This is a genomic window from Corallococcus silvisoli, assembly GCF_009909145.1.
Classification (GTDB): Bacteria; Myxococcota; Myxococcia; order Myxococcales; family Myxococcaceae; genus Corallococcus; species Corallococcus silvisoli.
Genome location: NZ_JAAAPJ010000030.1, coordinates 1 through 21,955, shown reverse-complemented (window position 1 = coordinate 21,955; position 21,955 = coordinate 1). Strand labels below are relative to the sequence as shown.

Genomic DNA, 21,955 nt, shown 5'->3' with positions numbered 1-21,955 from the left:
GTTACCCCCCTTCATCCCCAGGAGGTCATTGCCATGCCCGTCGCGAAATGGAACGGCGTCGTGCTCGCCCAGAGCGACCGCTTCGAGGTGGTGGAGGGCAACGTCTACTTTCCGCCCGACAGCCTGAAGCGGGAGCTCTTCAAGGCCAGCGTGACGCGGACCCACTGCCCCTGGAAGGGCGAGGCGAGCTACTACACGCTGGAGGTGGACGGGAAGACGAACCTGGACGCCGCCTGGTACTACCCGGCGCCCAAGTCGGCCGCGTCCAACATCCAGGGGTACGTGGCCTTCTGGAAGGGCGTGACGGTGGAGCGCTGACTCACCCGCCCCGGAAGTACGTCGCCCAGCGCCCCGCGTTGCGCAGCTGGGTGACGACGAAGGCGGGGATCCACTGGAGCAGGTTGGCCTCCGCCTTCACCGCGTAGCCGCCGAGCAGGCCCGGGTCGATGCGGTGGGCGTCCAGGTTCGTGGGGTAGGGCGCGGGCAGGCCGCCGAAGCACTCGCCGCGGGCGAAGAAGAGGTCCCACAGGGTGGCGGCCTCCGCGTGGTCGTCCGGGATGAGGCGCGTGTCCACGCCGAGCAGCGAGCCCACGAGCTTCCAGAAGAAGTACCAGCGCTGCTCGTTGAACTCGTAGCCCTTGTCCCGCCACGCCTGCGCCACGATGTACGCGAACGTCAGCAGCGTGAACGCGACCCCGCTCTGGTTGTAGGAGCGCCGCCCCGTGTAGTGCGACCGGTAGTGGCCGAGCGCGGAGTTGTGCATCTGCGCCAGCAGCAGCGTCGTCGCCAGCGTGCGCGTGCTGTAGAGGCTGCCCCAGCCCATGCTCATGTTGCCGTAGAGGATGCGCAGCAGGATTTGCGCCGTCTCGATGACCCGGCGGGACACGATGTCGCGCATGACGCTGTGGGGGCGCTGCTCGAACAGCGAGGACACGTCCTTGTGGTAGTACGTGGCCTTGAAGGACACGCCCGCCAGCTCGTTCACGGAGGTGGCCTGGAAGAAGATGTAGAAGGCCTCGTCGCGAGCGGCCTCGAAGTCGCGCAGGAACTGCGCCGAGGAGGGCACGCCCGTCACCGCCGTGGTCGCCGCGGAGGAGGCGGGCTCGTAGAGCACCTTCGCCAGCCGGTGGTCGCTGTACGTGTTGCCCCAGAAGCCCTCGATGGCGCTGAAGGCCTTCAGCGCGGGACGCCACTGCGTGCCCCCCACCCCGGGCGTCTCCCGGATGTGCTTCTTCCAGTGCAGCCGCAGCCCCTCCATCAGCTCCGGCTCCGCCGCGGTCATGATGCCGTAGAGGCTGTTCGCCGCCGTGAGCGGGTCACCCAGCAGGGCGTCCAGGTGCTGGTGGCGGAAGGTGAAGGGCATGGGCGGGGCTCCAGCGGCGGCGCGTTCCCTCGGGAGTCTAGGGAAGTGTTGACCCTGTAACAAACCGCTCCAATTGCAAAACCAGACAGGTAGGGGATGTCCTGGGTGTGACGGCGCGGCGCGCGGCGGGCTTCACGGGAGGGAGGGAGCGGCGATGCTGGGGGCTTTTCCGGACCCGGGCGTGGGGTGGTCCCGCGGGGTGCGGTGGAGGTGCGGCGCGGTGGCGACGGTGTCCCTGCAGGGCGTGCGCAAGGTGTACCGGGGCGGGGTGGCGGCGGTGAAGGGCGTGACGCTGGACATCGCGGACGGCGAGTTCGTGTCGTTGGTGGGCCCGTCCGGGTGCGGCAAGTCCACGACGTTGAACCTCATCGCGGGGTTGGAGGAGCTGTCGGGTGGGGAGCTGCGCATCGACGGGCAGGTGGTGAACGACCTGTCGCCGCGCGAGCGCGACATCGCGATGGTGTTCCAGAGCTACGCGCTCTACCCGCACCTGGATGTGGCGGGGAACCTGGCGTTCCCGCTGAAGGTGGCGGGGATGGGGGCGAAGGACGTGGACGCGCGCGTGCGCGAGGTGTCCCAGGTGTTGGGGTTGGAGGCGCTGCTGGCGCGCCGGCCGAAGGAGCTGTCGGGCGGGCAGCGGCAGCGGGTGGCGCTGGGGCGCGCGTTGGTGCGCCGGCCGAAGGTGTTCCTCTTCGACGAACCCCTGTCCAACCTGGACGCGGCGCTGCGCACGCAGATGCGCGGGGAGATCAAGAAGCTGCACGAGCAGCTGAAGGCCACGTTCATCTACGTGACGCACGACCAGGCGGAGGCGATGACGCTGTCGGACCGCGTGGTGGTGATGAGCCAGGGCGAGGTGCAGCAGGTGGCGCCGCCGCGCGAGCTGTACGACGCGCCGGCGAACCTGTTCGTGGCGGGCTTCTTCGGCTCGCCGCGCATCAACCTGGTGAAGCCCCAGACGCTGGGGTTGCCGGCGGGTGACGCGGTGTGGGGCCTGCGGCCGGAGCACCTCCAGGTGGGGCAGGGCCCGGTGCCTCCGGATGCGCGCGAGGGCCGCGTGTACCTGGTGGAGCCGATGGGGGCGGAGGTCTGGGTGACGGTGGAGACAGGAGGGGAGCGCATGGTGGCGCGGGCGCCCGGGGACTTCCGCGCCGCGAGCGGGGACGCCGTCTGGCTGCGCCACGACGCCCGGTACCTGCGCCGGTTCGACGCGGGCACGGGGCGCGCGATGTGAGCGACGCCGGGGCTTCAGGGATGGAGTCGCGCACGGGCTTCCGCCAGCACGCTTCCTCCCTCCCGAGCCACTCGGACATGGCGCGCCATCAAGGACTGCTGGATGGCGCGAGGCTGGGAGTCGAACATGTCCCAGAGGTATTGCTCCTCCGAGGCCGGGATTCCGTACCCAAGCTCTTCTCCATAGCGACGCAATCGTTCGAGGGTGGCCAGAAGGTATTTCCAATTGGCCAGTGGCAGGAGCAGCAGCACTTCCCGCCGACGGACGGATTCCTTCGCCAGGGGGTGCACATGCTCACGCCAGCGCCCACTTGCGTATTCCACACCCATGGCGGAGAGGCCCAGATCGAACTGGGACAGGCGCTCCTCCAGACTGCGAGGTGCGCAGTCATAGGTCACTTCAATCCGAAGCCCTGAATGCAGGAAGGTCGTCTGGAAGGGTGGGTTGTTCTCGAGCAGCAGGCCCCCCTGCGCTTCGATGTGGGTTAGCAGTTCGTTTCGATCCAGGGGGCTCGCCGGCCAGAGGTCAAGGTCATGCGGGGGGCGGCCGTGGAGCAACGACTTGAACGCGCCTCCTGCCAGGAAGAAGCGACCTGGAAAGGACGGGTGAACGACCGGGGAGAGCAGGGCCTGCGCGAACCCGATGAGAGAAGCTCGCGGAAGGAGCTCCACTGCGGCATCCAGCAGAGGCTTCACGGCACTTCCGGAAGGCGCGCCCGCAGCTCGCGCATGAGGAGGCCCCGCTCATCGATGACCTGGAGCGCACCATCCCGTGTCTCCACACGGGCTTGACCGTTATAGAAGGGCTCCACGGTGGCGAAACGTTGCGGATACAGGGGGAGCCCCATCGTATCGATGTGGTGCCAGCCACATGCGTCGCGTGCCCGTGCGAAGCCTTTGTGGAAGACATCCAGATCCAGGAACCGGAGCCCGCTCAAGGGGCATCCCTGCCGGTCGATATGGAGATGGAGGCCAGTTGCGTCCTGGACCATCGCGAAACCTTCGCGGAAGTCTCCTGCGTAGGCATACCTCTCTCCGTAGGCTGGCTCTCCTTGCGCGTCGATATGGAAGTACCGACCATCCTCCGCCCTGACGGTACATCTCCCATCCTGGAAGTTGCCGCACCATGCAAAGCGCCGCGCCGTGAGGTCTTGTCCATCCGTGCGGAGGTGGAACGCGCCCTCCACTCCCATGACCGCAGCGAGCCCCTCGTAGAAGCCAAACGTTCGCGTGAAGCGGCGGGAGGTGAGCGCGTTTCCCCTCATGTCGATGTGGAACGCACCCGAGGTATCCCGCACGGCTGCGAGTCCGGGCTCGTGAAAGGACAGGACGTCGATGAAGCGCGAAGCATACAGCGGCATCTCCCCCAGTAGATGGTGGGTCCTCTCTGGCGAGACGCGTGTTCGGGCCCAGGTGCTCAAGGAGTCTCCTTCGTCACGGGCTGACGCATGTTGCAACCACGGCACAGGGGCTGATCCTGGTAGCTGGACAGCAGCCGCTGATAGGCCGGTCCCGTCCACACCTCGTGGATGCCAACTTCGTTCAAGTTGCCCAGGTTGCCGAGTGTTCGCCGTTCTTTGTCGGGAGCACAGCAGGGGTCGAAGCGCCCCACGGCACTCACCCAGGCCTCCTTCCCGAGGAAGGGGCAGCGCGCACCAGGCGCCAGGTCCGTGACGGCCTCCGCTCGCAGGGGAAGAATGTTCTCCAGGAGCACCTTGCTCCCATCCTGACGCCGGTGCTCCTCCGCGACGATGTGGGCTTGTTGAACGGCCTCGTTCCATCGCTGGATCGCCGAGGTGTCTCGTCTCATGGACAGGGGCTGGATGGCCGCGAAATGGGCCCAGAGGTGATGCCCCTTCACCCGGTCGACGCCCAGTCCCGCTGCCAGCCGCACGATGTCCGGCAACTCGCCCACGTTCGTCTCCAGGAACGTGAGCTGGAGTGTCACCCTGCAGCGATGGCCGCCTTGGAGAGCATGCGCATCTCGCTCGGCCAAGAACTGACGGAGGTTCTCCAGAACCTGTTCCCAGCGCGTCCCTACCATCACCGCTTCGTGGGTCTGCTTCGTGGCGCCGTTCCACGAGATCTTCACATCGGAGGTCATGGGCACTAGCCGACGTGCCCATCCGCGAGCTCCACGTCTGGGAAATGTCCCGTTGGTGGTGAGGTTCAACCACACGCCGTGCGCGACGCACAGGTCGATGATGTCGTCGAAGTGCGGGTAGAGCAGGGGCTCCCCCATCGTGGAGGGAATGATTTCCCGCAGCGGTGTGCCGTCGCTGTCCGCCATGATTCGTCTCAGCAGCTCCAGGGGCATGCGGCGCTTCGGCTGCCCTGCTTCCCTGCGCTGGCGTTGGGTGTCGCTGTGGGGCGAGTGGTCCTCGCACATGATGCAGTGCAGGTTGCAGTCGTCGGGATTGGTATCGAAGGTGATGCGCCAGGGGCCGCTCCGGGTGGGGGGGCGGCTGGCTCGGCGTTCCCGGATGACGCGCGCGTACAGGGCCTCCACGGCCTCCACGTGGGCGGGCATCCCCTGAACGTCTCCTCCTTCGCCCAGGAGGAAGCCACGACTGCCCAACTGGGCTGCCAGCTCAGGCGTATTGACCAACCGCTGCATGGCCTGGGCAAGTGATGACGGATCACGATGGGCGAAGAGCAGTCCGTTCTCTCCAGTTCGCACGTACTCGCGCATGCCCCCCGCGTCCGCAGTGATGACGGGCACGCGAGCCTGAAGGGCCTCGTGGATGACCAGCGGAGAGTTCTCCACCCAGATGGAGGGCACGACAATGGCGTCCACGTGGTTGAACACATCCCGCACGATGTCCGTGTTGCGGTACTCGGGATGCCAGGTCACGCGTGTGCTAGCGTCACCGGGAAGGGTGTGTACCAAGGACTTGAGGGCTTCAGTGTGCTCGCCGCGAGGTCGTCCCCAGATTTTCAGCCGGGCATTGCCTTGCACCTGCCCGAAAGCCTGGAGCAAGTGATGGATGCCCTTGGCCGGAATATGGGTGCCGATGTAGCCGAAGACGATGTTGGGCTCACGCTTCCGTTGACGGTGGCGCAGGCGCTCCACATCGAAGCCATAATCCAGATGCACTACCTTGGCGGCAGGCAGCCCGAAGTCCTGCTGGAATCGCTCCCGCAGGTAGCGGGAGGGGGCGATGAAGAGGGCGACGTGCTCCAGCATCTGCCGTACGTGCGCCATCCGCTCATGGACCCAGTGGCTCCAGTGGGCAATATCGTCTTCGCGGGTTTCGGGTGCTCCGGAGAAGTACCGTGCGTAACAGCGCTCCGCGCACTTTCGATCCTCCTGGCCCGAGCAGGTGGACCAGGGCTCTTTAGAGGGAGCGGGATGCATCTGCAGGAACTGGCCCCGGGGGCACATGAGCCAGTAGTCGTGCAGGGTGAAAACGATGGGAATCCCACGTGCGGCGCCCACAGCGAGCAGGGACGTGGACAGGTGGTTCAGGTGGCCAACGTGGATGACGTGCGGCCGGAAGTCATCCAGGACCTCCGCGAACCGCTTATCGACTCCCTCATGCCGGTAGCGATCACGGCTGTTGGGAAGGTTCACCAAGTGCAGCACGACGCGGGGGTCGTCTGGGTCGCACTCGTGCGTCAGTTCGTAGTCTGGAAGGAACGGATCTTCTCTGCGCGTGAAGACCTGGACCTCGTTTCGAGAGGACAGTCCCTGTGCCAGTGCCTGGGTATAGACCTCGGAGCCCGCGTTGAAGCGCATGGGATAGCCATGGATGACCTGGAGGACTCGCATGAATGGGCCCGGCTGCCATGGCGCTTTGCGCCACGATACTTCTGGTGTGAGAGGATTTCGAGGCGTCAGTTCCGCTCGCTTGTGCGAAGCCGAGCCACGTTGTGTGGCCGGACCGCTCCTTCACTGCGGGCTGAGGGGCCTGCGAGCCTGGGGTTTCGCCGCATCCGTTTCCTAATTCAAGGGGCGACCCGATTCGCCTCGGGATTGCCAGTACGCATCATCCCGGGAGTTTCGCTGGCGTGAGTGGTTGTCGAGCTCCGCCTGCGAGGGGTTGTGCTGCTTCGATGACTTGCTCATGGGTCATCCCCAGTGTCGGAGTTGCCGATGGTGCATCGATGGTCATGCCGGACTCGACGGCCAATAAAGCCTCCGCCCAAACCGACGTCCACGGATCCATGTGGTTGGAAAACCTGTCTAGGCTCGTTTCCATGTGAGTGCTGCAAGAAATGCATAGGCAGTTGTGACTTGCAATCCTGCTTACGCTGACGAGCTTTGGGGTTGAAGTTGAAGAGGAGTCAGGCGTAGACCTGTTCGCTCTCCACGGCGGGGTTCAGGCGCCGCTGGAGCGCCTCCAGCCGGTCATAGCGCTGGCGCAGGGCTTCCTTGAACTCGCGTTGCTCCGCGTGGGCGAGCTCTTCCAGCAGGGCGTGCAGGGAGGAATCGATGGCGTCCTTCAGCACGCGCGATTCGTCGTTCGACAGTTCCAGCAGCATGGCGGGAGGCCTCCTGCGGGAACGTTAGGCACCGCGCACCGGTGTCGCGCGAGGGGCTGTCCTCCCGCCGTGGAGGGGAGCGGCGCGGGGGCTCCTTGGGCCGCCTGGCGGGGCGCGCACGGCGGCGGGAGCGGCCCCACTCTTGGTGAGGACCCCCGGGCCCGGACGCGGCGCCCCGCCTCCCGGGCCCTTCGAGCGCGAGGAGCGACACGATGATTCACGCGGGAGACGTGCGCGAGGGCATGGCGGTGCGCACCGCCGACGGACAGTCGCTGGGCCGGGTGGCGGGCGTGGGCGCCACGCACTTCGAGCTGGAGCAGGGGCTGGTGCCCATTCCCCGGCGCGACTACCTCGTCGAGTTCAGCGACGTGGACTCCGTGCGCGGGGATGAAATCCAACTCAAGCCCGCTGACCATTCCCAGCTCACGCTGGAGGTGGATGACGACGGCGGGGCCCTGCCGCCGCGAAGCAGCGAGGGCCTGGACGCGGAGCCCTCGAGCGACCCCCTGGGTCCCATGCGGCACTGACGCCGGAACGGCGCCTCCGCCCTTCGGGCGTCCGGGGAATCCGACCTGGAGGGCAGGACAAAGCCTTGGAATCACAAGGCCTTGCGCGGCTTGCATGTCAGACCGGCCCGGTAAACGGACCCCTCGGCCAGACGTCCCGGTGGGGTCATGCGACGGTTTTCGACATCTTGCGTCACGATACTGTGGTTGGGAGTGGTGTTGGCGTGCGGGCCCGGTCCGAGAGCGGATGCGGGCGGGGTGGAGGCGCCAGTGCCGGGCGTGTTGTCGACGCCGCGGCGGCTGTTGCCCTACGTGCTGTTGGAGGACGGGCGGGTGTTGGCGGCGGGGGGGCATGACGGGAGCCGCACGCTGGGCAGCTGCGAGGTCTTCGAGCCGGACACGGGGCGGTGGAGGCCCACGGGGGCGCTGCGCACGTCGCGGCGCAACCACGCGGCGGTGCGGCTCGCGGATGGGCGGGTGTTGGTGGTGGGGGGCTCCAACGGCGTGACGGTGGGCGCGCTGGCGAGCGCGGAGCTGTACGCGCCAGACGCGGGGACGTGGACGGCGGCGGCGCCCATGGGAGAGGCGCGGAACGATCCAGCGGCGGTGGTGTTGCCGGACGGGCGGGTGTTGGTGGCGGGAGGGACGGACGTGGACCTGCGGCCGGTGCGCTCTGCGGAGCTGTACGACCCGGCGACGGGGACGTGGCGGCCCGCGGAGGCGCCGGGCTTCGTGCGAGGAGGTTCAGGGACGGCGGTGGTGTTGCGCACGGGCAAGGTGCTCTTCGCGAGCGGCTTGCAGGCGGAGCTGTACGACCCGGCGACGGGGCACTGGGAGAAGGCGGGGGCGGTGGGCGGCGCGGCGGGCACGCACCGGCTGGGGCACACCGTGACGCTGTTGCCGGACGGGCGCGTGCTGGTGGTGGGGGGCATCACGTCGCGGGCGGCGGAGACGGCGGAGGTGTACGTGCCGGAGCGGAACGCGTGGGAGCGGGTGGAGGACCCGGCCGTTCCGCGAGAGCACCATGCGGCGCTGCTGACGGGGGACGGCATGGTGCTGATGGTGGGCGGCGAGCACTCCTCGCGAGGCACGCTGGCGTCCGCGGAGCGCTTCGATCCAGTGCGCGGCATCTGGGCGCAGGCGCCCACGCTGCATGAGCCGCGAGGCGAAGCCGGCGCGGTGTGGCTGCACCGGGGCACCGTGCTGGTGGTGGGCGGGGTGAATGAGCTGGGCACCCTGGACACGAGCGAGGAGTACGTCCCGGCCACGCCCGTCGTGGCCCAGGCCCCGCAAGAGCCATGATCCGGAATTTCTTGGACAGACACTCCATGGATTCAAAGTGAAGCCAGGACAGCATGTCTGGCTTTTCCACGGCTGACCGGCAACGCGGAGCCCGCCGCCGCGCATCGGTGCGACGGCGTACCAGGGCGCGTGACAGACTGCGCGCCCATGCGCTCCTGGAAACACCTGCTCGTCGTCCCGCTCGTCTGCTCCTCCGCCTGCGCCACCGCGCCCGTCGCGCCCTCGAAGCCCGAGGCCCCGGCCGCCGTCATCGCGCCCGTGGCTCCCGTGTCCGCGGCCCCCGCTCCCGCCGCGCCGGTGCGCCCCTTCGGCACGCTGCGCGAGCAGGCCGACCGCCAGCAGGCGTGGCTCCGCGAGCGCCTGGAGACCGCGCTGCCCCAGCTCATGCGCAAGCATGGCGTGCGCATGTGGATCGTCCCCATGCGCGAGTACAACGAGGACCCCGTCTTCAAGGCGCTCGTGTCCCCCACGACCTTCGCCGCGCGCCGCCGCACCATCTACGTCTTCTTCGACCGCGGCGAGGGCCAGGGCGTGGAGCGGCTGGCCCTGGGCGGCAGCACGCAGGGGGGCCTCTATGAAGCCCGCCGCGCCCCGCAGCTGGTGGACCGCGGCGGGGCCCGCCGCGCCGCGGAGCTCCTGGGCCCCGAACAGTGGCAGCTGCTCAAGCAGGTGGTGGAGGAGCGCAAGCCCGACTCCATCGCCATCAACGTGTCGCCCGCCATCGCCTTCGCCGACGGCCTCACCCACGGCGAATACGAAGGCATGGCCCAGGCCCTGGGCCCCACCTGGGTGAAGCGCTTCAAGCCCGCCGGGGGCCTGCCCCTGGACGTGCTCGGCTGGCGGAGCGCCGACGAGGTCCGCTTCTACGAGGACCTCACGAAGCACGCCTGGGACATCATCCAGACCGCCTTCTCCAACGCCGTCATCACCCCCGGCACCACCACCACGAAGGACGTGGAGTGGTGGATGCGCCAGCGCCTGGCCGATGAGGGCCTGGACACCTGGTTCCAGCCCGACGTGGACGTGCAGCGCCAGGGCTTCACCGACGAACAGCTGGGCGAAGCCCCCGTCATCCAGCGCGGCGACGTGCTCCACTGCGACTACGGCATCACCGCCCTCCGCCTCAACACCGACACCCAGCACATGGGCTACGTGCTGCGCGAAGGCGAGACGGACGTCCCCGAAGGGCTCAAGGCCGCGCTGAAGGCGTCCAACCGGCTCCAGGACATCGTCACCGGCGAAATCAAGCCGGGCCGCACCGGCAACGAGGTGCTGCGCGCCTCGCTCGCGCGCATGAAGGCCGAACGCATCGACGGCACCGTGTACTCACACCCCATTGGCCTGCACGGCCACGGCGCCGGCCCGATGATTGGCATGTGGGACCGCCAGGAGGGCGTGCCCGGCAACGGCGAGCACAAGGTGATGCCCAGCTCCTGGTTCTCCATCGAGCTGCAGGCGACGAGCCCCGTCCCCGAGTGGAACGGCCAGCCCGTGCGCTCCGCCCAGGAGGAGGACGTGGTGCTGGACGCGGAAGGCGCCGTGCACTGGGCCTTCCAACGCCAGACGGCCTTCCACCTGGTGCGTTAGCGCGCCGCGCCCGTCATGGACTTGAGCAGCGTCACCAGCGCCTGCTTCTCCTCGCTGCTCAGGTCCAGCTTGACGATGGTCTCCGTGCGCACGCCCGCGAAGGTGCCCACGGCGTCGCCGCCCTTGTCGTAGAAGTCGACCACGTCCTCCAGCGTCTTCTCCGCGCCGGTGTGCATGTACGGCGCGGTCAGCGCCACGTTGCGCAGCGACGGCGTGCGGAAGGCGCCCTCCACCTCCGTGGGCTTGCTCTGCGCCTGCGCCTTCAGCGTGGACAGCCGCGCCGCGTCCATGCCCGTCGGCGCGTCGCTGTAGGCGCCCCCGGCGTTGAACTTCCAGGACAGGAGCGCGTCCACCGCGTCCGCCTGCCCCCGCCGCCCACCGCCCGAGTCCTTCAGCCCCAGGTTGTGGAACTTGTCGTCCGACAGCGAGCGGCCCTTGTGGCACACCACGCACTGGCCCTTGCGCATGAACGTCTTCAGCCCCAGGTACGCCGGGTCCTTCTCCTGCGTGCCCGCCTCCACCGCCTGGAGGAAGCGCCGCACGTCCGCGTCGAACGGCGCGTCCGTGCGGTTGAGCGTGCGCTGGTACGCCGCCAGCACCTTGCCCACGTTGGCCAGCAGCCGGTCCGAGTCCGACTCGTCCGCGGGCGCCTTGCCGAACAGCTGCGTGTACGCCGCCGTGTACGTGGGGTCCGCCACCAGCCGCGCGCGCACCACCTGCGCGTCCGAGTTCATCTCCAGCGGGTTCATCAGCGGCAGCACCGCCTGGGACCACAGCCGGTCCGCGCGCCCGTCCCACATGAACCAGCGGTTGTAGCCCGCGTTCAGCAGGCTGGGCGGGTTGCGCACCGTCTGGTTGCCCCCACAGCCTTCCGCCGTGGCCGTCTCCACCGTGTAGGACTCGCCCGTGTGGCAGCTCTTGCAGGACACCGTCCCGCAACGCGACAGCCCGGGGTCCTCGAACAACCGGTGGCCCAGCGCCGCCGCGTCCGGGTTGTCACCCCACTTGTTGGTCGGGTCCACCTCCGGCTTCGCGCTCTGCGTATGCAGGCCGCTCAGCTGGTCGAGCTCATCCTCGGTGGGGAACGGCACTTCGGAGTCGCAACCCGCGCCCAGCAGGGCCAGGGCGAGCAGCGCGGTACGCGGACGGAAGGCAATCATGGGCCGCGGCAGCTTCGCGCCCTTGAGTGCGGCAAGCAATGGTCCCTGTCCTGACGTCTAGCTTCACCCGCACGAAGGCCGGGGCCGCGCGCACCCAGGCGCGCCCCGACCTGCTTCCGCTGTGTGGGGCCCTACTCGCAGGCCAGCTTGAAGCTGACCACCGGCGCCGCGTACTTGGCGATCTTCATCGTCGTCGGGCCCGGGGTGATGACGGGCGCCGCGCCGCTGGCGCACTTGAGGCTCGCGTCCGCCACCAGCTCCACGTTCAGGTCCTTGCCGTCCGGCAGCCCGGCCACGATGAAGCTGCAGCGGTTGTTGCGGCTCTGCTTCACCTCGGCCGCCCCCGGCGCCGCCGCCTCCCCTTCTGTCACCTTCACGCGCACCGACGTGCACGGGTCGCCCTGCAGCCCGCTCGCCGGATACGTGATGCTGCCCGTGACGGTGGCGTTGCCCCCGCGACCCGCGACCGTCGCGCCACTCGACCCGGCGCAACCCGTAGCGGCAACGACCAGGGCGGCAACAGCAATTCGCAACATGGATGTCCTCAATTCAAGAATGAAAGGGTTTTTCGCGCCGGTTGGCTGCCTTCCCGGCGGCCATTGGGCGCGCGCCACGTACAACCCAGGCGCGCATTCATTCCACGAAGAAGTGCGTTCTCGATTTCGTTACGTGGCGCTTTTTTCCCGCACGCCCGACTCCTCGCGCTCCGTGTTGCTCAACATCCATGCGCTCCGTGTTGCTCGGCCTCCCAGGCGCTGAGAAACCGCGTTCATTGCAGTCGCAACAAGGCGTCACGCGCGTGGACCAGGCCGTGGCCGAACACGGGGTCCTTGCCCGGCGTGCCCAGGTCGCGCGCGGAGGACTCCATCGCCTCGCGCACCTGGCGCGGCGTCAGCTCCGGCCGCGCGCTCCAGAGGAGGGCGGCCACGCCGCTCACGTAGGGCGCGGCCATGGAGGTGCCGGACACGTGGGTGTAGTCCACCGGGAGCAGGCTCAGCCGCGCGTTGGCGCCCAGGCGCTCCTGGAGCACCGTGCTGGCGGCCTGGCTGACGCTGACCGCGGGGGCCCAGTGGCCGCTCCGGGGCAGCGAGAAGATGTCCACGGTGGCGCCCGCGGGACCGCCGTTCGCGCCGAAAATGACCGCGCGCGCGCCCTGCATCATCACGTTGGCCATGGCCTGGTTCACGGGCAGCGCGCCTGGCCGTACGTAGGCGATGAAGCCGTCGCAGGTGGCGCCCGGACACGACGCGAGCGAGTCCCCCAGGCCACAGTCCAGCAGCTTCCCCGCGGTGTCTCCCGTGGGGGAGTACAGCAGCGAGCGGGACGTGGGGGACGCGTCGTTCACGGACATCTCCGCGGAGGCGCCCAGCCCGCGGGGGAAGGTGGACAGCACGTCCACGCCCGGCGCCATCAGCCCCAGCTCCACGCCCACGGAGGAGAAGCCCGCCCGCCGCTCGGATGCGTCGACCGCGCCCACCGCGAGGACGGACGGGTCGGACGCGGGGTACATCACCGGTCCGCCCTCGTTGCCGGCGGCGGCCACCACCAGCAGGCCGTGGTCCAGCATGGCCCGGAACGCATCCACCGTGCTGCGCGTGGGGGTGCCTCCGCCCAGCGACAGCGACACGATGCGCGCGTTCTGGGACTCGCACCACTCCATGGCGGAGAGCACCAGGCTCATCTGCGTCTTCCCCCGCAGGTCCAGCACCCGCGCGATGAGCAGCGACGCCCGGGGCGCCACGCCCACCATGCCGCCGGGGTAGCCCCGGGGGCCGGTGACGCCGCCCTGGCCCATGCGGGCCGCGATGATGCCCGCCACGTGGGTGCCGTGGCCCTGGCCCCACTCGCCCTGGGGGCTTCGGTCGCTCGCGTCGCCGTCATCGTCCAGGAAGTCGTGGCTGCCCACCACCGCGCCCTGGAACTCCGGGTGGTCCATGTCCAGCCCGCTGTCGATGACGCACACCCGCACGCCCTCGCCGGTGGGCGCGCCCGCGTCCAGCACGCCGTCCCCGTCCGCGTCCCACACCTCCGGGGCCTGCACCAGGCGCAGCCCCTCGGTGTACTCGTCGAGCGGTCCGGGGGTGGCCGCCATCACCTGGCGCGGCAGCGGCGAGAGCAGCCCGGGCGTCAGGGCCTGGGCGGACCAGACCTGGTCCACCTCCACGCTCTCCACCCACTCGTTCCCCTCCAGGGTCCGGAGTTCCTGGGGCGTCACGCGCGCGGCCACCGCGGGGATGTTGCGGTACACGGCGCTCACCTTCGCGCCGGTGCTGGCCGTCAGCTGGGCGCCGGTCGCCGTGACTCGCGAGGCCTGCGTGTGGCCCAGGGAGCGGAAGCGGATGATGACCGGCATGCGCCCGTCGCTGACGGCCCCGGAGGGCTGGATGTCGTCCAATCCCTGGCGCGCGGTCATTCCTCCGGCGACGACCCCGGGGCATGTCTGTCCCTGGACCGAGGTCCCCGTGGACGACTCGGGCCCACACGCGACCAGCGCCAGCAACCCGATGATTCCCCATTGCTTCATGACGCGACTCCTTCCGGCAGGACGGCCTTCCGCAGGGCGGCACCCCCAAGCGCCAGGGGGCTGGGAGCTGCACGCCTCCCTCCCAGGGGAAGGAAGCGATGCGCTCTTCCGAGGGAACGCATCTGGGGTCGGAGTCGCAACGTCCCGGGGGGCGCGGGCGGTGGGACGTGCTCGGGTGCACACCTCACCTGTTGTCAGCCGGAACAGGGCCTCGGGAATTCCGTCGGCCCCGGGACTTTCTCTTTTCCACGCGCGAGGTGTCTGGGTTCTGAGAAGAAGGGGAGGCGCGTGGTGCGCGGCTTGATTCCATGGGGGAGTCCGTGCTGCGCTCCGGAGCCGAGTCCATGAGCACCGCACCCACAGAGTCCCCCCGTTTTTTCGGGCGCTACGAGCTCGTCCACCTCCTGGGCCAAGGTGGCATGGGGGAGGTGTACCTGGCGAAGCTGTCCGGGGCCGCGGGCTTCGAGAAGCCCTGCATCGTGAAGACCATCCTGCCGGGGCTGGTGAAGGACCGGCAGTTCCTGGACCGGTTCCACCACGAGGCCAAGGTGCTGGTGCACCTGGTGCACTCCTCCATCGCCCAGGTGTACGACATGGGTGAGGCGGACGGCACGTACTACATGGCCCTGGAGTACGTGGCGGGCGTGGACCTGGGGTACCTGCTGGAGCAGGCGCGCTCCCAGGGGCGGGCGGTGCCGGCGCCGGTGGCGCTCTACATCGGCCAGCGCATCGCGGAGGGGCTGGGGTACGCGCACCGCAAGACGGGCACGGACGGCGAGCCGCTGGGCATCGTCCACCGGGACGTGTCCCCGCACAACGTGATGGTGTCGTACGAGGGCGAGGTGAAGGTCATCGACTTCGGCCTCGCGAAGTCCACCGCGCGCAGCAAGTACACGCTGCCGTCCACGGTGATGGGGAAGCTGGGCTACATGTCCCCGGAGCAGGTGCGCGCCGAGCCGTTGGACCACCGCAGCGACATCTACTCCTGCGCCGTGGTGGTGTGGGAGATGCTCGCGGGCCGTGGGCTGGTTCCCCACGGCACGGTGGGCGAGATGATGGCGGCCATGTCGAACCCGGTGGTGCCGTCGCTGACGGACTTCCGGCCGGACGTGGAGCCGCCGCTGGAGGCCGCGGTGCGCCGCGCGCTGGCGCCGCTGCCAGCGGACCGGTACGCGCGGGCGGATGACTTCGGCCGCTCGCTCAACGCGGAGCTGCTGCGCACGGGCGCGCCGGTGGGCGCGGAGGAGGTGGGCGAGTTCGTCCGCGCCGTCTGCCCGGAGGCCTTCGCCGAGCAGCGCAAGCTGACGTCCGGCGTGCACGGGGAGCGGCGCACGCCGTCACCGGCCGCGAGGAGCGGCTCGTCGGGCACCGGCCTGTATGGCGCTGGCAACGCGGCGGACGGGGCCGCCTTCGACGCCACGGCGCTGCGCACGGTGGGGCCGCCGGACGGTGGGCGGCGGGACACGGGGCGCATCGAAACGGAGGGCTCCGCGCGGGGGCCCAGCGGCACGTTCGTGTCCCATTCCTCCGGCTCTGGCGGCGTGGCCCGGAACAACGACGCCGTGGACGCGGCCGCGCTGGGCGCCACCGCGGTGCACCTGCCCGCCACGACGGGGCAGGCCGCCGCCGCGGTGGGGACGCCCGCGGCGCCCGAGCAGGCGCTGGCGCGGCCCGAGCGCGGCCGGCCGGTGGCGCGGATCGCCATGGCCGCGCTGCTGCTGGTGGGCGCCTCCGTGGGGCTCACCACGTACGTCCTCCGGTCATCGAGCACGCCCGCGCGGCCTCCGCCCGCCGTGCGGTCTCCGCCTCCGGCCGAGCCGGTGGTGGCCACGCCCCCGAAGGTCGAACCGCCCCCGCCGCCGGTGGTGGCTCCGTCCGAGGAGCCGCCGGTGATCGCCGACAGCGCGGCGCCGGACGCGGGCATGGGGGTGGAGGCGGTGCGCGGAGGCGACACGCACCCGGGGGTGAAGCCGGCTCCGGGGACGAAGCGGCCCGTGCGTCAGGCCCTCCTGGTGTCCGTGGACGCGCCGCTGGTGGAGATCAAGGAGACGGGCGGCGGCCAGCGCGTGGCGAACACGTCCGTGCCGTCCGGCATCAACGCGGGCGCGGTGTTCCAGGTGGTGGGGCCCCGGGCGCGCGGGGCCCGCAAGCACCCGCTGCTGGGGACGGCCACCGTGTTGAACATCAAGCCGGACCGCAAGCGGATGACCCTGCGGCTGGACGCGGAGGCGGACGCCGCGAAGGAGCCGCGCTTCGTGGTGTTGGCCACGCGCGCGGCCTCGGTCCCGGTGGCGGCTCCGGCTCCAGCGGAGCCCACGCCGGTCGCGGCGCCCGTGCGCGAGGAGAAGCCCGCGGCGCCGCGCGAACTGCTGGGCAAGGCGCTGGTGGATGGCCTGCTGGGGAGCAACTTCAACCGCACCCTGACGCTCATCAACGACGACACCATCTCCTGGTCGCAGTGCCGCATCATCCTGGCCCGGCGGCAGCAGGCGCTGATGGCGGGGCTGGAGCCCTACCGGGAGCACAAGGTGAAGACGGGGGCGCCCTACTTCTCCGTGCAGGCCAGCGCCCCCATGGTGGCCGAACAGGTGGTCCGCGTCATCTGCAAGGAAGGCCAGGCGGACTTCCCGCTGCGCAAGCAGTAGCCGCGCGGGCTCAGGGAGCCCCGCGCCTCAAGGCGCCAACCGCGCGGCGGCCACGGGGCACTCGGTGCGCAGGAAGCCGGCCACCTCCGTGTCGCCGCCCTTCGCGTCGCGGACCGCGCGGGACAAGGACGTGCGGCACTGCCAGGTGACCTCGCGCGTGCCGTGGCAGCAGTGCCAGCCGGTCAGCGTGCGGTCCAGGTACTGGAGCATCTCCTGGTGGGTGGGCGTGACGATGCTCCACACCGCGCCCGCGAGCAGCGCGGTCCCCACGAGCGGCAGCGGCAGGCCGCGCAGCCAGCCGCGCAAGCCCCCTGGAATCGCGCCCGCGTGCACCCCCAGCCGCTCGTCCAGGGGCCGGCGCTGCAGCACGACCTGGAGCAGCAGCTCCACGGGGGCGGTGAGCGCGCGCACGAGCCCCGTGCCCAGGCCCGGCGCGGCGCCATCGGCGCGCTCCAGCCTCAGGCCCAGCGCGTGACGACCCGGGGTGCGGCCCGTGAGCCCGCCCACGCCGGACAGCACCAGCCACGCGGCGACGCCCGCCAGCGCGAGCTTGCCGGCCGTGGAGACCTGCTCCGCCGCGCGCAACGCGCCCCAGCCCACGAGCGCGGCGCCCGTGAGGTCCAGCAGATCCGCCACCCACAGCCGGCCCTGGTAGCGGGCCTCCGTGGGAGGGGTGTCCATGGTGAACAACATCCCGTGGCTCATCAGCCTCTCTTGTGTGCGAGCGGGGCGCGAGCATAGGCGGCCCGCCGCGTGGAGGCGCGCTTCAATGCATCGCCGCGTGTCGAGGGGCGGCTACAGGTCCAGCACCAGCCGCTTGGACCGGGCTCGCGAGACGCAGACGAGCATCCGCGCGTCGCCCGCGGGCTCCTGTTGGAAGAAGGTGTCGCGGTGGTCGGGGGTGCCCTCGCACACGCGGGTGACGCAGGTGCCGCAGGAGCCGGCCTCGCAGTCGCTCTCCACCTTCACTCCGTGGGTGCGCAGCACGTTGAGCACGCTCTTGCCGGCCGGGACGCGCAGCACCTGGCCGGTGCTCTTCAGCGCCACCTCGAAGTCCTCCTCCGGCTTCGCGTGGGTGGCGGCGGTGCCCTCGGCGGTGAAGGCCTCGAAGTGCACCTTCTCCCAGGGCCACTTGTGCAGCGTCGCCGCTTCGCGCACGGCCTTCATCAGGCCCGCGGGGCCGCAGCAGTACAGCCGCGTGCCCGGGCCCCGGCTGGCGAGCAGCGCCCGCACGTCCAGCCCCTTCGCCGGGTCCCCTCCGTCGTGGTGCACGTGCACGCGGCCCGCGAACGACGGTGAGGACAACAGCTCCGTGAAGGCGGTCCGGTCCTGGCTGCGCGTGCAGTAGTGCAGCACCCACTCCGCGCCGGTGCGCTCCAGCACGCGAGCCATGGCCAGCAGCGGCGTGATGCCGATGCCTCCCGCGATGAGCACGTAGCTGCGGCCGTACAGCAGCGGGAAGTCGTTGAGGGGCGCGCTCACGGTGAGCACGTCGCCCTCGCGGACGCGGTCATGCATGGCCTTGGAGCCGCCGCGCCCCTGGGCGTCGCGCTGCACGGCGATGACGTAGCGGTGCGTCTCGCCCGGGTCGTTGCAGAGGGAGTACTGGCGCATGCCGTCCAGGCCCGGCACCCGCACGTCCAGGTGGGCGCCGGCCTCGAACTCGGGCAGCGCGCCGCCGTCCTCGGCGACCAGCTCGTAGGACTGGATGCCCTCCGCCTCGCGGAGGATGCGTGCCACCTGCACGCGCAGCGTCTTCGTCGTCACGGTATGCCCCCGCTCCCTTGCCCGCCGCCCGCGCGAGACCGAATCTGAGCGCGCACGGTGTGCATGCCGCCGCGTCCTGGGGAGTGGGGGGCAGGGCGGTATTCGCGACGCCTTCTGGACACTCCGGGGGCTCCTGTCCGCCTGCCCTCCATCCGGACGCGGGGGGCAGGGAGGCACGGGTGGGCGCGGCCGGGAATCCATCCCCACCCTTCACTCCGTGCCGCGCTGTGCCAGGGTTCAGGGGGCCCGGGCGCGCTCATCAGGGGGTGGCGCGGCCCCCCGATGCAGGAAGGGAGACGGCCCATGGATGCCATCATGCTGTTGAAGGCGGACCACAAGACGGTGGAGCAGCTGTTCCGCAAGTTCGAGAAGGCGGGGGACCACGCGCTGGCGCACAAGCGCAGGCTGGTGGAACAGATGGTGCGGGAGCTGTCCGTGCACGCGGCCATCGAGGAGCAGGTCTTCTATCCGGCGGTGCGCGCGCGGGCGGAGGCGCTGTCGCAGGACGTGCTGCGCGCGTTGGAGGAGCACCACGTGATGAAGTGGGTGCTGTCGGAGCTGGACGTGCTGCCGCCGGAGTCGGAGCGCTTCGACGCGAAGGTGCACGTGCTGATGGAGAGCGTGCGCGCCCACGTCACGGAGGAGGAGCAGTACCTCTTCCCGGAGGTGAAGAAGGTCTTCAAGCCGCAGGAGCTGCGGCAGATGGGGGAGGCGCTGGCGCAGGCGAAGAAGGCGGCGCCCACGCATCCGCACCCGGCCTTGCCGGACAGCCCGCCGGGCAACCTGCTGACGGGCGCGGTGGCGGCGGTGATGGACATGGGCCGGGACGCGCTGCGCACCGCGCGCCGCAAGGCGGAGACGCAGGTGCGCAAGGCCGCGCGGCGTCCGCTGAAGAAGCCGCTGGAATCGGTCGCGTCGCTGGGCCGGACGGGCGAGTCGCTTCCCCACTAGTCGATCCCGACGGGCGCCAGACGCCCCGGGGCCGGTGAATGTCCGCCGGGCCGGGGCGTCTTGGAGACAGGGGGCTTTCGCGCTAGACGCGGGACGGTCCCGGTTTCGCCTTGGGAAGGAGGCGCCATGTCCGCTGTTCGCAGGATGTTGTCGATGCTGGTGGTACTCGCGGGCTTCACCGCCGCCGCGCAAGCGCAGGTCCCGCCGCCCGGTTCGCCGCAGGCGCGGCCTCCCGTGGATCCGCAGGTGCGCACGCTGCGGGTGGAGGGCACGGGGGAGGTGAAGGCGCAGCCAGATGAGGCCTTCATCGACGTGGCGGTGGAGACGTCCGCCGCGAACGCGAAGGCCGCGGGGGAGGAGAACGCGAAGCAGATGGAGAAGGTGCTGGCGGCGCTGACGTCCGCGGGCATCGCGAAGCGCGACCTGCAGACGCGCAACTACAACGTCTATCCGGAGTACATGCCGCCACCGCCCCAGGGGGGAGAGCCGAAGCTCAAGGGGTACCGCGTGAGCAACCTGGTCAGCGTCCACGTGACGGACCTGTCCAAGGTGGGCGGACTGTTGGACAAGGCGCTGGCGGCGGGGGCGAACCGGGTGGACTCGGTGCGCTTCGGGCTGAGCCGTCAGGACGCCGTGCAGGCAGAGGCCCTGCGGCAGGCGGTGACGCGCGCGCGCAAGTCGGCGGAGGTGCTGGCCTCGGCGCTCAACGTGAAGCTGGGCGCGGTGCTGGACGCGAGCACGGTGACGGAGGCTCCGCGCCTGTACCCGGCCACCTTCGCCATGGACATGGCCGGGGCGCGCGCCGCACCCGCCACGTCCATCCAGCCGGAGGAGCAGACGGTGCAGGCGAAGGTGACGCTCATCTTCGCGATCCAGTAGTCGCGGGCCCGTGCGGTAGTCAGGACGATAGGAAGCCCCAGGCAGGACGCGCCGTTACCCCCTATCGCCCTGATTTCACTCGGGCTCGCTATCCCGTCCCGTCTCACGCCGTCCCCTGGTGTGCACCCTCATTCCATGCTGGAGGGGCACACTGGGGGCACATGGCGGCTCCCGCACCGGCTCGCAGGGTCGCCGCTTCCGGTCAGGCTTCTTCGTCCGGCAAGAGCGTGCGGAGAAGCTCGTCGTCGGGACCGAGCGGACGCCAGCCTGAAGGGGGGGGATTGGCGCGGAGTGCCTCCCTAGCCAGTCGAACCCTCGCCTTATGCGTTTCTGGGACAATGCCGGACCAAAGGCCAAGCGCCTTGGCGACCTTGAATCGGTTGTCGTCATCCAACACGGTCGGCCAACCCTCAGGGATGCTCCCCCACAGCTCGCGCACAAGTTGTCCACGTACCAAGCGGGTCACTCGTTTGCTTCGCACTGCTTCAGCCACCAATCCGTCGTACACCTGAATTCCGGCAACGTCGTCCGGACCCAGCTCCTCGGCCAGCGCCACCAACGATGCGGTGGGACGGGCCTCGGCAAATGCCGTGAGTGAGTCGTAGCCCCGTTCGCGGACGCGTTCATACAAGCGGGCCTTCCAGTTGCCGTCCCATGAACGTCCGTCGGTCATCGGCTCCGCCCTGTCGTGAACGTGATCGGGACTTTGTAGCCCTTCATACGCTCCGCGACGATGTCCAGGACCTGATTCCGCGTCAACATTCGTCCGGCTTCAACCTCGGCATCTATCAGAGTCTCCATGATCATCCGGTTCCATTCACCGGGCCACATGCGTCCCAGCTTCCAGTTCCCTCCACCGTGGATCGCCTCGTGGTGAGCCTGCTCCAACCGGACGCAGAACTGGTCGATGTCCATGTCGCCCTTGAAGCCGCGCTGCTCGAACCACTCGCGGTGCTCTTGCGGCAACACGTGGTGCTTGGGTGCGTCGGACATGCCCGCCCCCGCTCTGCCGGTCTCGTGCATGCCGCGCACTTCGGGGCTGTCTCCCAGCGCGTCGCGCACACCCTTGGGTAGGTCCTGATGCGCCTGGGCCATCAGGACCTGTCCGCCCTGAATGAGGACGGCCGCGCCGACGGCGGGCACGGAGATGACGCCCGCCTGCACGAGCCTTCGCATCATCTCGACCCACTCGGCGGAGACGACAATCCGTGAGCCCACCATGACTCCACCCGAACTCATCACGAGGCCGACACCGAGCGTCGCGGGGGCAGCGGGAGGTAGCCGTGGCAGCGACATCTTCAGCGTGGAGATCATGGCGACCATCTCCAACGCCTTCATCGCCGCGATGACCTGCCCGCCGAGTTTCATGGTCGAGCGGGTCTCTCGCTGGAGCGTGCCGAACTCACGGGTCAGCTTCCCCATCAACTCGGGCATCGCGAGGGTCGCCGCTTCGACCCGCTCCGGGTCCAGGGAAGCGAGGTCCGCCAGCGTGGGCTCCATCATTCCCTGCACGCGATGAAGGTCGGCGAACAGCTTCTCGACGCTACACATCG

General features: G+C 69.9%; 20 protein-coding genes. 8 read left to right on the top strand and 12 right to left on the bottom strand.

The window, feature by feature from the left end:
* The first annotated feature begins 33 nt into the window (after positions 1–33).
* Entirely contained in the window at positions 34–318 is a 285-nt protein-coding gene (locus GTY96_RS36340) for a DUF427 domain-containing protein (RefSeq protein ID WP_161667105.1), read from the top strand.
* A gap of 1 nt (position 319) precedes the next feature.
* Here the strand turns inward: GTY96_RS36340 and GTY96_RS36335 are convergent, their stop codons facing one another.
* Complete coding sequence (locus tag GTY96_RS36335; protein ID WP_143903360.1) at positions 320–1,363, bottom strand: oxygenase MpaB family protein; 1,044 nt, start codon at positions 1,361–1,363, stop codon at positions 320–322.
* A 220-nt stretch (positions 1,364–1,583) separates the two neighbouring features.
* Here GTY96_RS36335 and GTY96_RS36330 point away from each other — a divergent pair, with 220 nt between their 5' ends.
* Entirely contained in the window at positions 1,584–2,597 is a 1,014-nt protein-coding gene (locus GTY96_RS36330) for an ABC transporter ATP-binding protein (RefSeq protein ID WP_161667104.1), read from the top strand.
* 14 nt (positions 2,598–2,611) lie between these two features.
* On the opposite strand, the gene GTY96_RS36325 is transcribed toward GTY96_RS36330, so the two are convergent.
* From GTY96_RS36325 to GTY96_RS36310, 4 genes are all read right to left on the bottom strand, one after another.
* Positions 2,612–3,292, bottom strand: a complete 681-nt coding sequence (locus GTY96_RS36325; RefSeq protein ID WP_161667103.1) for a hypothetical protein — start codon at positions 3,290–3,292, stop codon at positions 2,612–2,614.
* Complete coding sequence (locus GTY96_RS36320) at positions 3,289–4,017, bottom strand: WG repeat-containing protein (RefSeq protein WP_161667102.1); 729 nt, start codon at positions 4,015–4,017, stop codon at positions 3,289–3,291. The genes GTY96_RS36325 and GTY96_RS36320 overlap by 4 nt, the downstream gene beginning before the upstream one ends.
* Entirely contained in the window at positions 4,014–6,335 is a 2,322-nt protein-coding gene (locus tag GTY96_RS36315) for a glycosyltransferase (RefSeq protein ID WP_235686124.1), read from the bottom strand. Before GTY96_RS36315 ends, GTY96_RS36320 begins: the two co-directional genes overlap by 4 nt.
* Before the next feature lie 548 nt (positions 6,336–6,883).
* Positions 6,884–7,081, bottom strand: a complete 198-nt coding sequence (locus GTY96_RS36310) for a hypothetical protein (protein ID WP_143903364.1) — start codon at positions 7,079–7,081, stop codon at positions 6,884–6,886.
* A gap of 212 nt (positions 7,082–7,293) precedes the next feature.
* Here GTY96_RS36310 and GTY96_RS36305 point away from each other — a divergent pair, with 212 nt between their 5' ends.
* The 3 genes from GTY96_RS36305 to GTY96_RS36295 all read left to right on the top strand — a co-directional run bounded on the left by GTY96_RS36305 (position 7,294) and on the right by GTY96_RS36295 (position 10,476).
* On the top strand, positions 7,294–7,608 hold the full coding sequence (locus tag GTY96_RS36305) for a DUF2171 domain-containing protein (protein ID WP_143903366.1): 315 nt from the start codon (positions 7,294–7,296) through the stop codon (positions 7,606–7,608).
* Between the two features lie 258 nt (positions 7,609–7,866).
* A complete protein-coding gene (locus GTY96_RS38465; protein WP_328701122.1) occupies positions 7,867–8,889 on the top strand; it encodes a Kelch repeat-containing protein in 1,023 nt (340 codons plus the stop codon).
* A gap of 147 nt (positions 8,890–9,036) precedes the next feature.
* Complete coding sequence (locus tag GTY96_RS36295) at positions 9,037–10,476, top strand: M24 family metallopeptidase (protein WP_143903369.1); 1,440 nt, start codon at positions 9,037–9,039, stop codon at positions 10,474–10,476.
* On the opposite strand, the gene GTY96_RS36290 is transcribed toward GTY96_RS36295, so the two are convergent.
* The 3 genes from GTY96_RS36290 to GTY96_RS36280 all read right to left on the bottom strand — a co-directional run bounded on the left by GTY96_RS36290 (position 10,473) and on the right by GTY96_RS36280 (position 14,160).
* Positions 10,473–11,636, bottom strand: coding sequence for a cytochrome-c peroxidase (locus tag GTY96_RS36290; protein WP_143904213.1), 1,164 nt, complete (start codon positions 11,634–11,636; stop codon positions 10,473–10,475). The two genes, GTY96_RS36295 and GTY96_RS36290, sit on opposite strands and share 4 nt — an antisense overlap.
* A gap of 131 nt (positions 11,637–11,767) precedes the next feature.
* The gene (locus tag GTY96_RS36285) at positions 11,768–12,172 is read right to left on the bottom strand and encodes a hypothetical protein (RefSeq protein WP_143903371.1); all 405 of its coding nucleotides are present in this window, start codon (positions 12,170–12,172) and stop codon (positions 11,768–11,770) included.
* 233 nt (positions 12,173–12,405) lie between these two features.
* Entirely contained in the window at positions 12,406–14,160 is a 1,755-nt protein-coding gene (locus tag GTY96_RS36280; RefSeq protein WP_161667099.1) for a S8 family serine peptidase, read from the bottom strand.
* Positions 14,161–14,504: 344 nt separating this feature from the next.
* Here GTY96_RS36280 and GTY96_RS36275 point away from each other — a divergent pair, with 344 nt between their 5' ends.
* Positions 14,505–16,805: a serine/threonine protein kinase gene (locus GTY96_RS36275; RefSeq protein ID WP_143903374.1), complete on the top strand. Its 2,301-nt coding sequence runs from the start codon at positions 14,505–14,507 to the stop codon at positions 16,803–16,805.
* A 27-nt stretch (positions 16,806–16,832) separates the two neighbouring features.
* Here GTY96_RS36275 and GTY96_RS36270 read toward each other — a convergent pair whose 3' ends face one another.
* Together GTY96_RS36270 and GTY96_RS36265 are read right to left on the bottom strand one after the other, a co-directional pair.
* Entirely contained in the window at positions 16,833–17,486 is a 654-nt protein-coding gene (locus tag GTY96_RS36270; protein WP_235686122.1) for an RDD family protein, read from the bottom strand.
* Between the two features lie 114 nt (positions 17,487–17,600).
* Complete coding sequence (locus tag GTY96_RS36265) at positions 17,601–18,572, bottom strand: PDR/VanB family oxidoreductase (protein ID WP_161667098.1); 972 nt, start codon at positions 18,570–18,572, stop codon at positions 17,601–17,603.
* Between the two features lie 303 nt (positions 18,573–18,875).
* Here GTY96_RS36265 and GTY96_RS36260 point away from each other — a divergent pair, with 303 nt between their 5' ends.
* On the top strand, positions 18,876–19,523 hold the full coding sequence (locus tag GTY96_RS36260) for a hemerythrin domain-containing protein (RefSeq protein WP_161667097.1): 648 nt from the start codon (positions 18,876–18,878) through the stop codon (positions 19,521–19,523).
* 153 nt (positions 19,524–19,676) lie between these two features.
* Positions 19,677–20,402 (top strand): SIMPL domain-containing protein, encoded by a 726-nt coding sequence (locus tag GTY96_RS36255; RefSeq protein ID WP_407926997.1) that lies wholly within the window; start codon positions 19,677–19,679, stop codon positions 20,400–20,402.
* Positions 20,403–20,604: 202 nt separating this feature from the next.
* On the opposite strand, the gene GTY96_RS36250 is transcribed toward GTY96_RS36255, so the two are convergent.
* Both GTY96_RS36250 and GTY96_RS36245 read right to left on the bottom strand, forming a co-directional pair.
* Entirely contained in the window at positions 20,605–21,075 is a 471-nt protein-coding gene (locus tag GTY96_RS36250; RefSeq protein WP_161667096.1) for an NUDIX hydrolase, read from the bottom strand.
* On the bottom strand, positions 21,072–21,955 hold an 884-nt coding region (locus GTY96_RS36245), incomplete at its 5' end, for a DUF2380 domain-containing protein (RefSeq protein WP_161667095.1). The genes GTY96_RS36250 and GTY96_RS36245, both read right to left, overlap by 4 nt.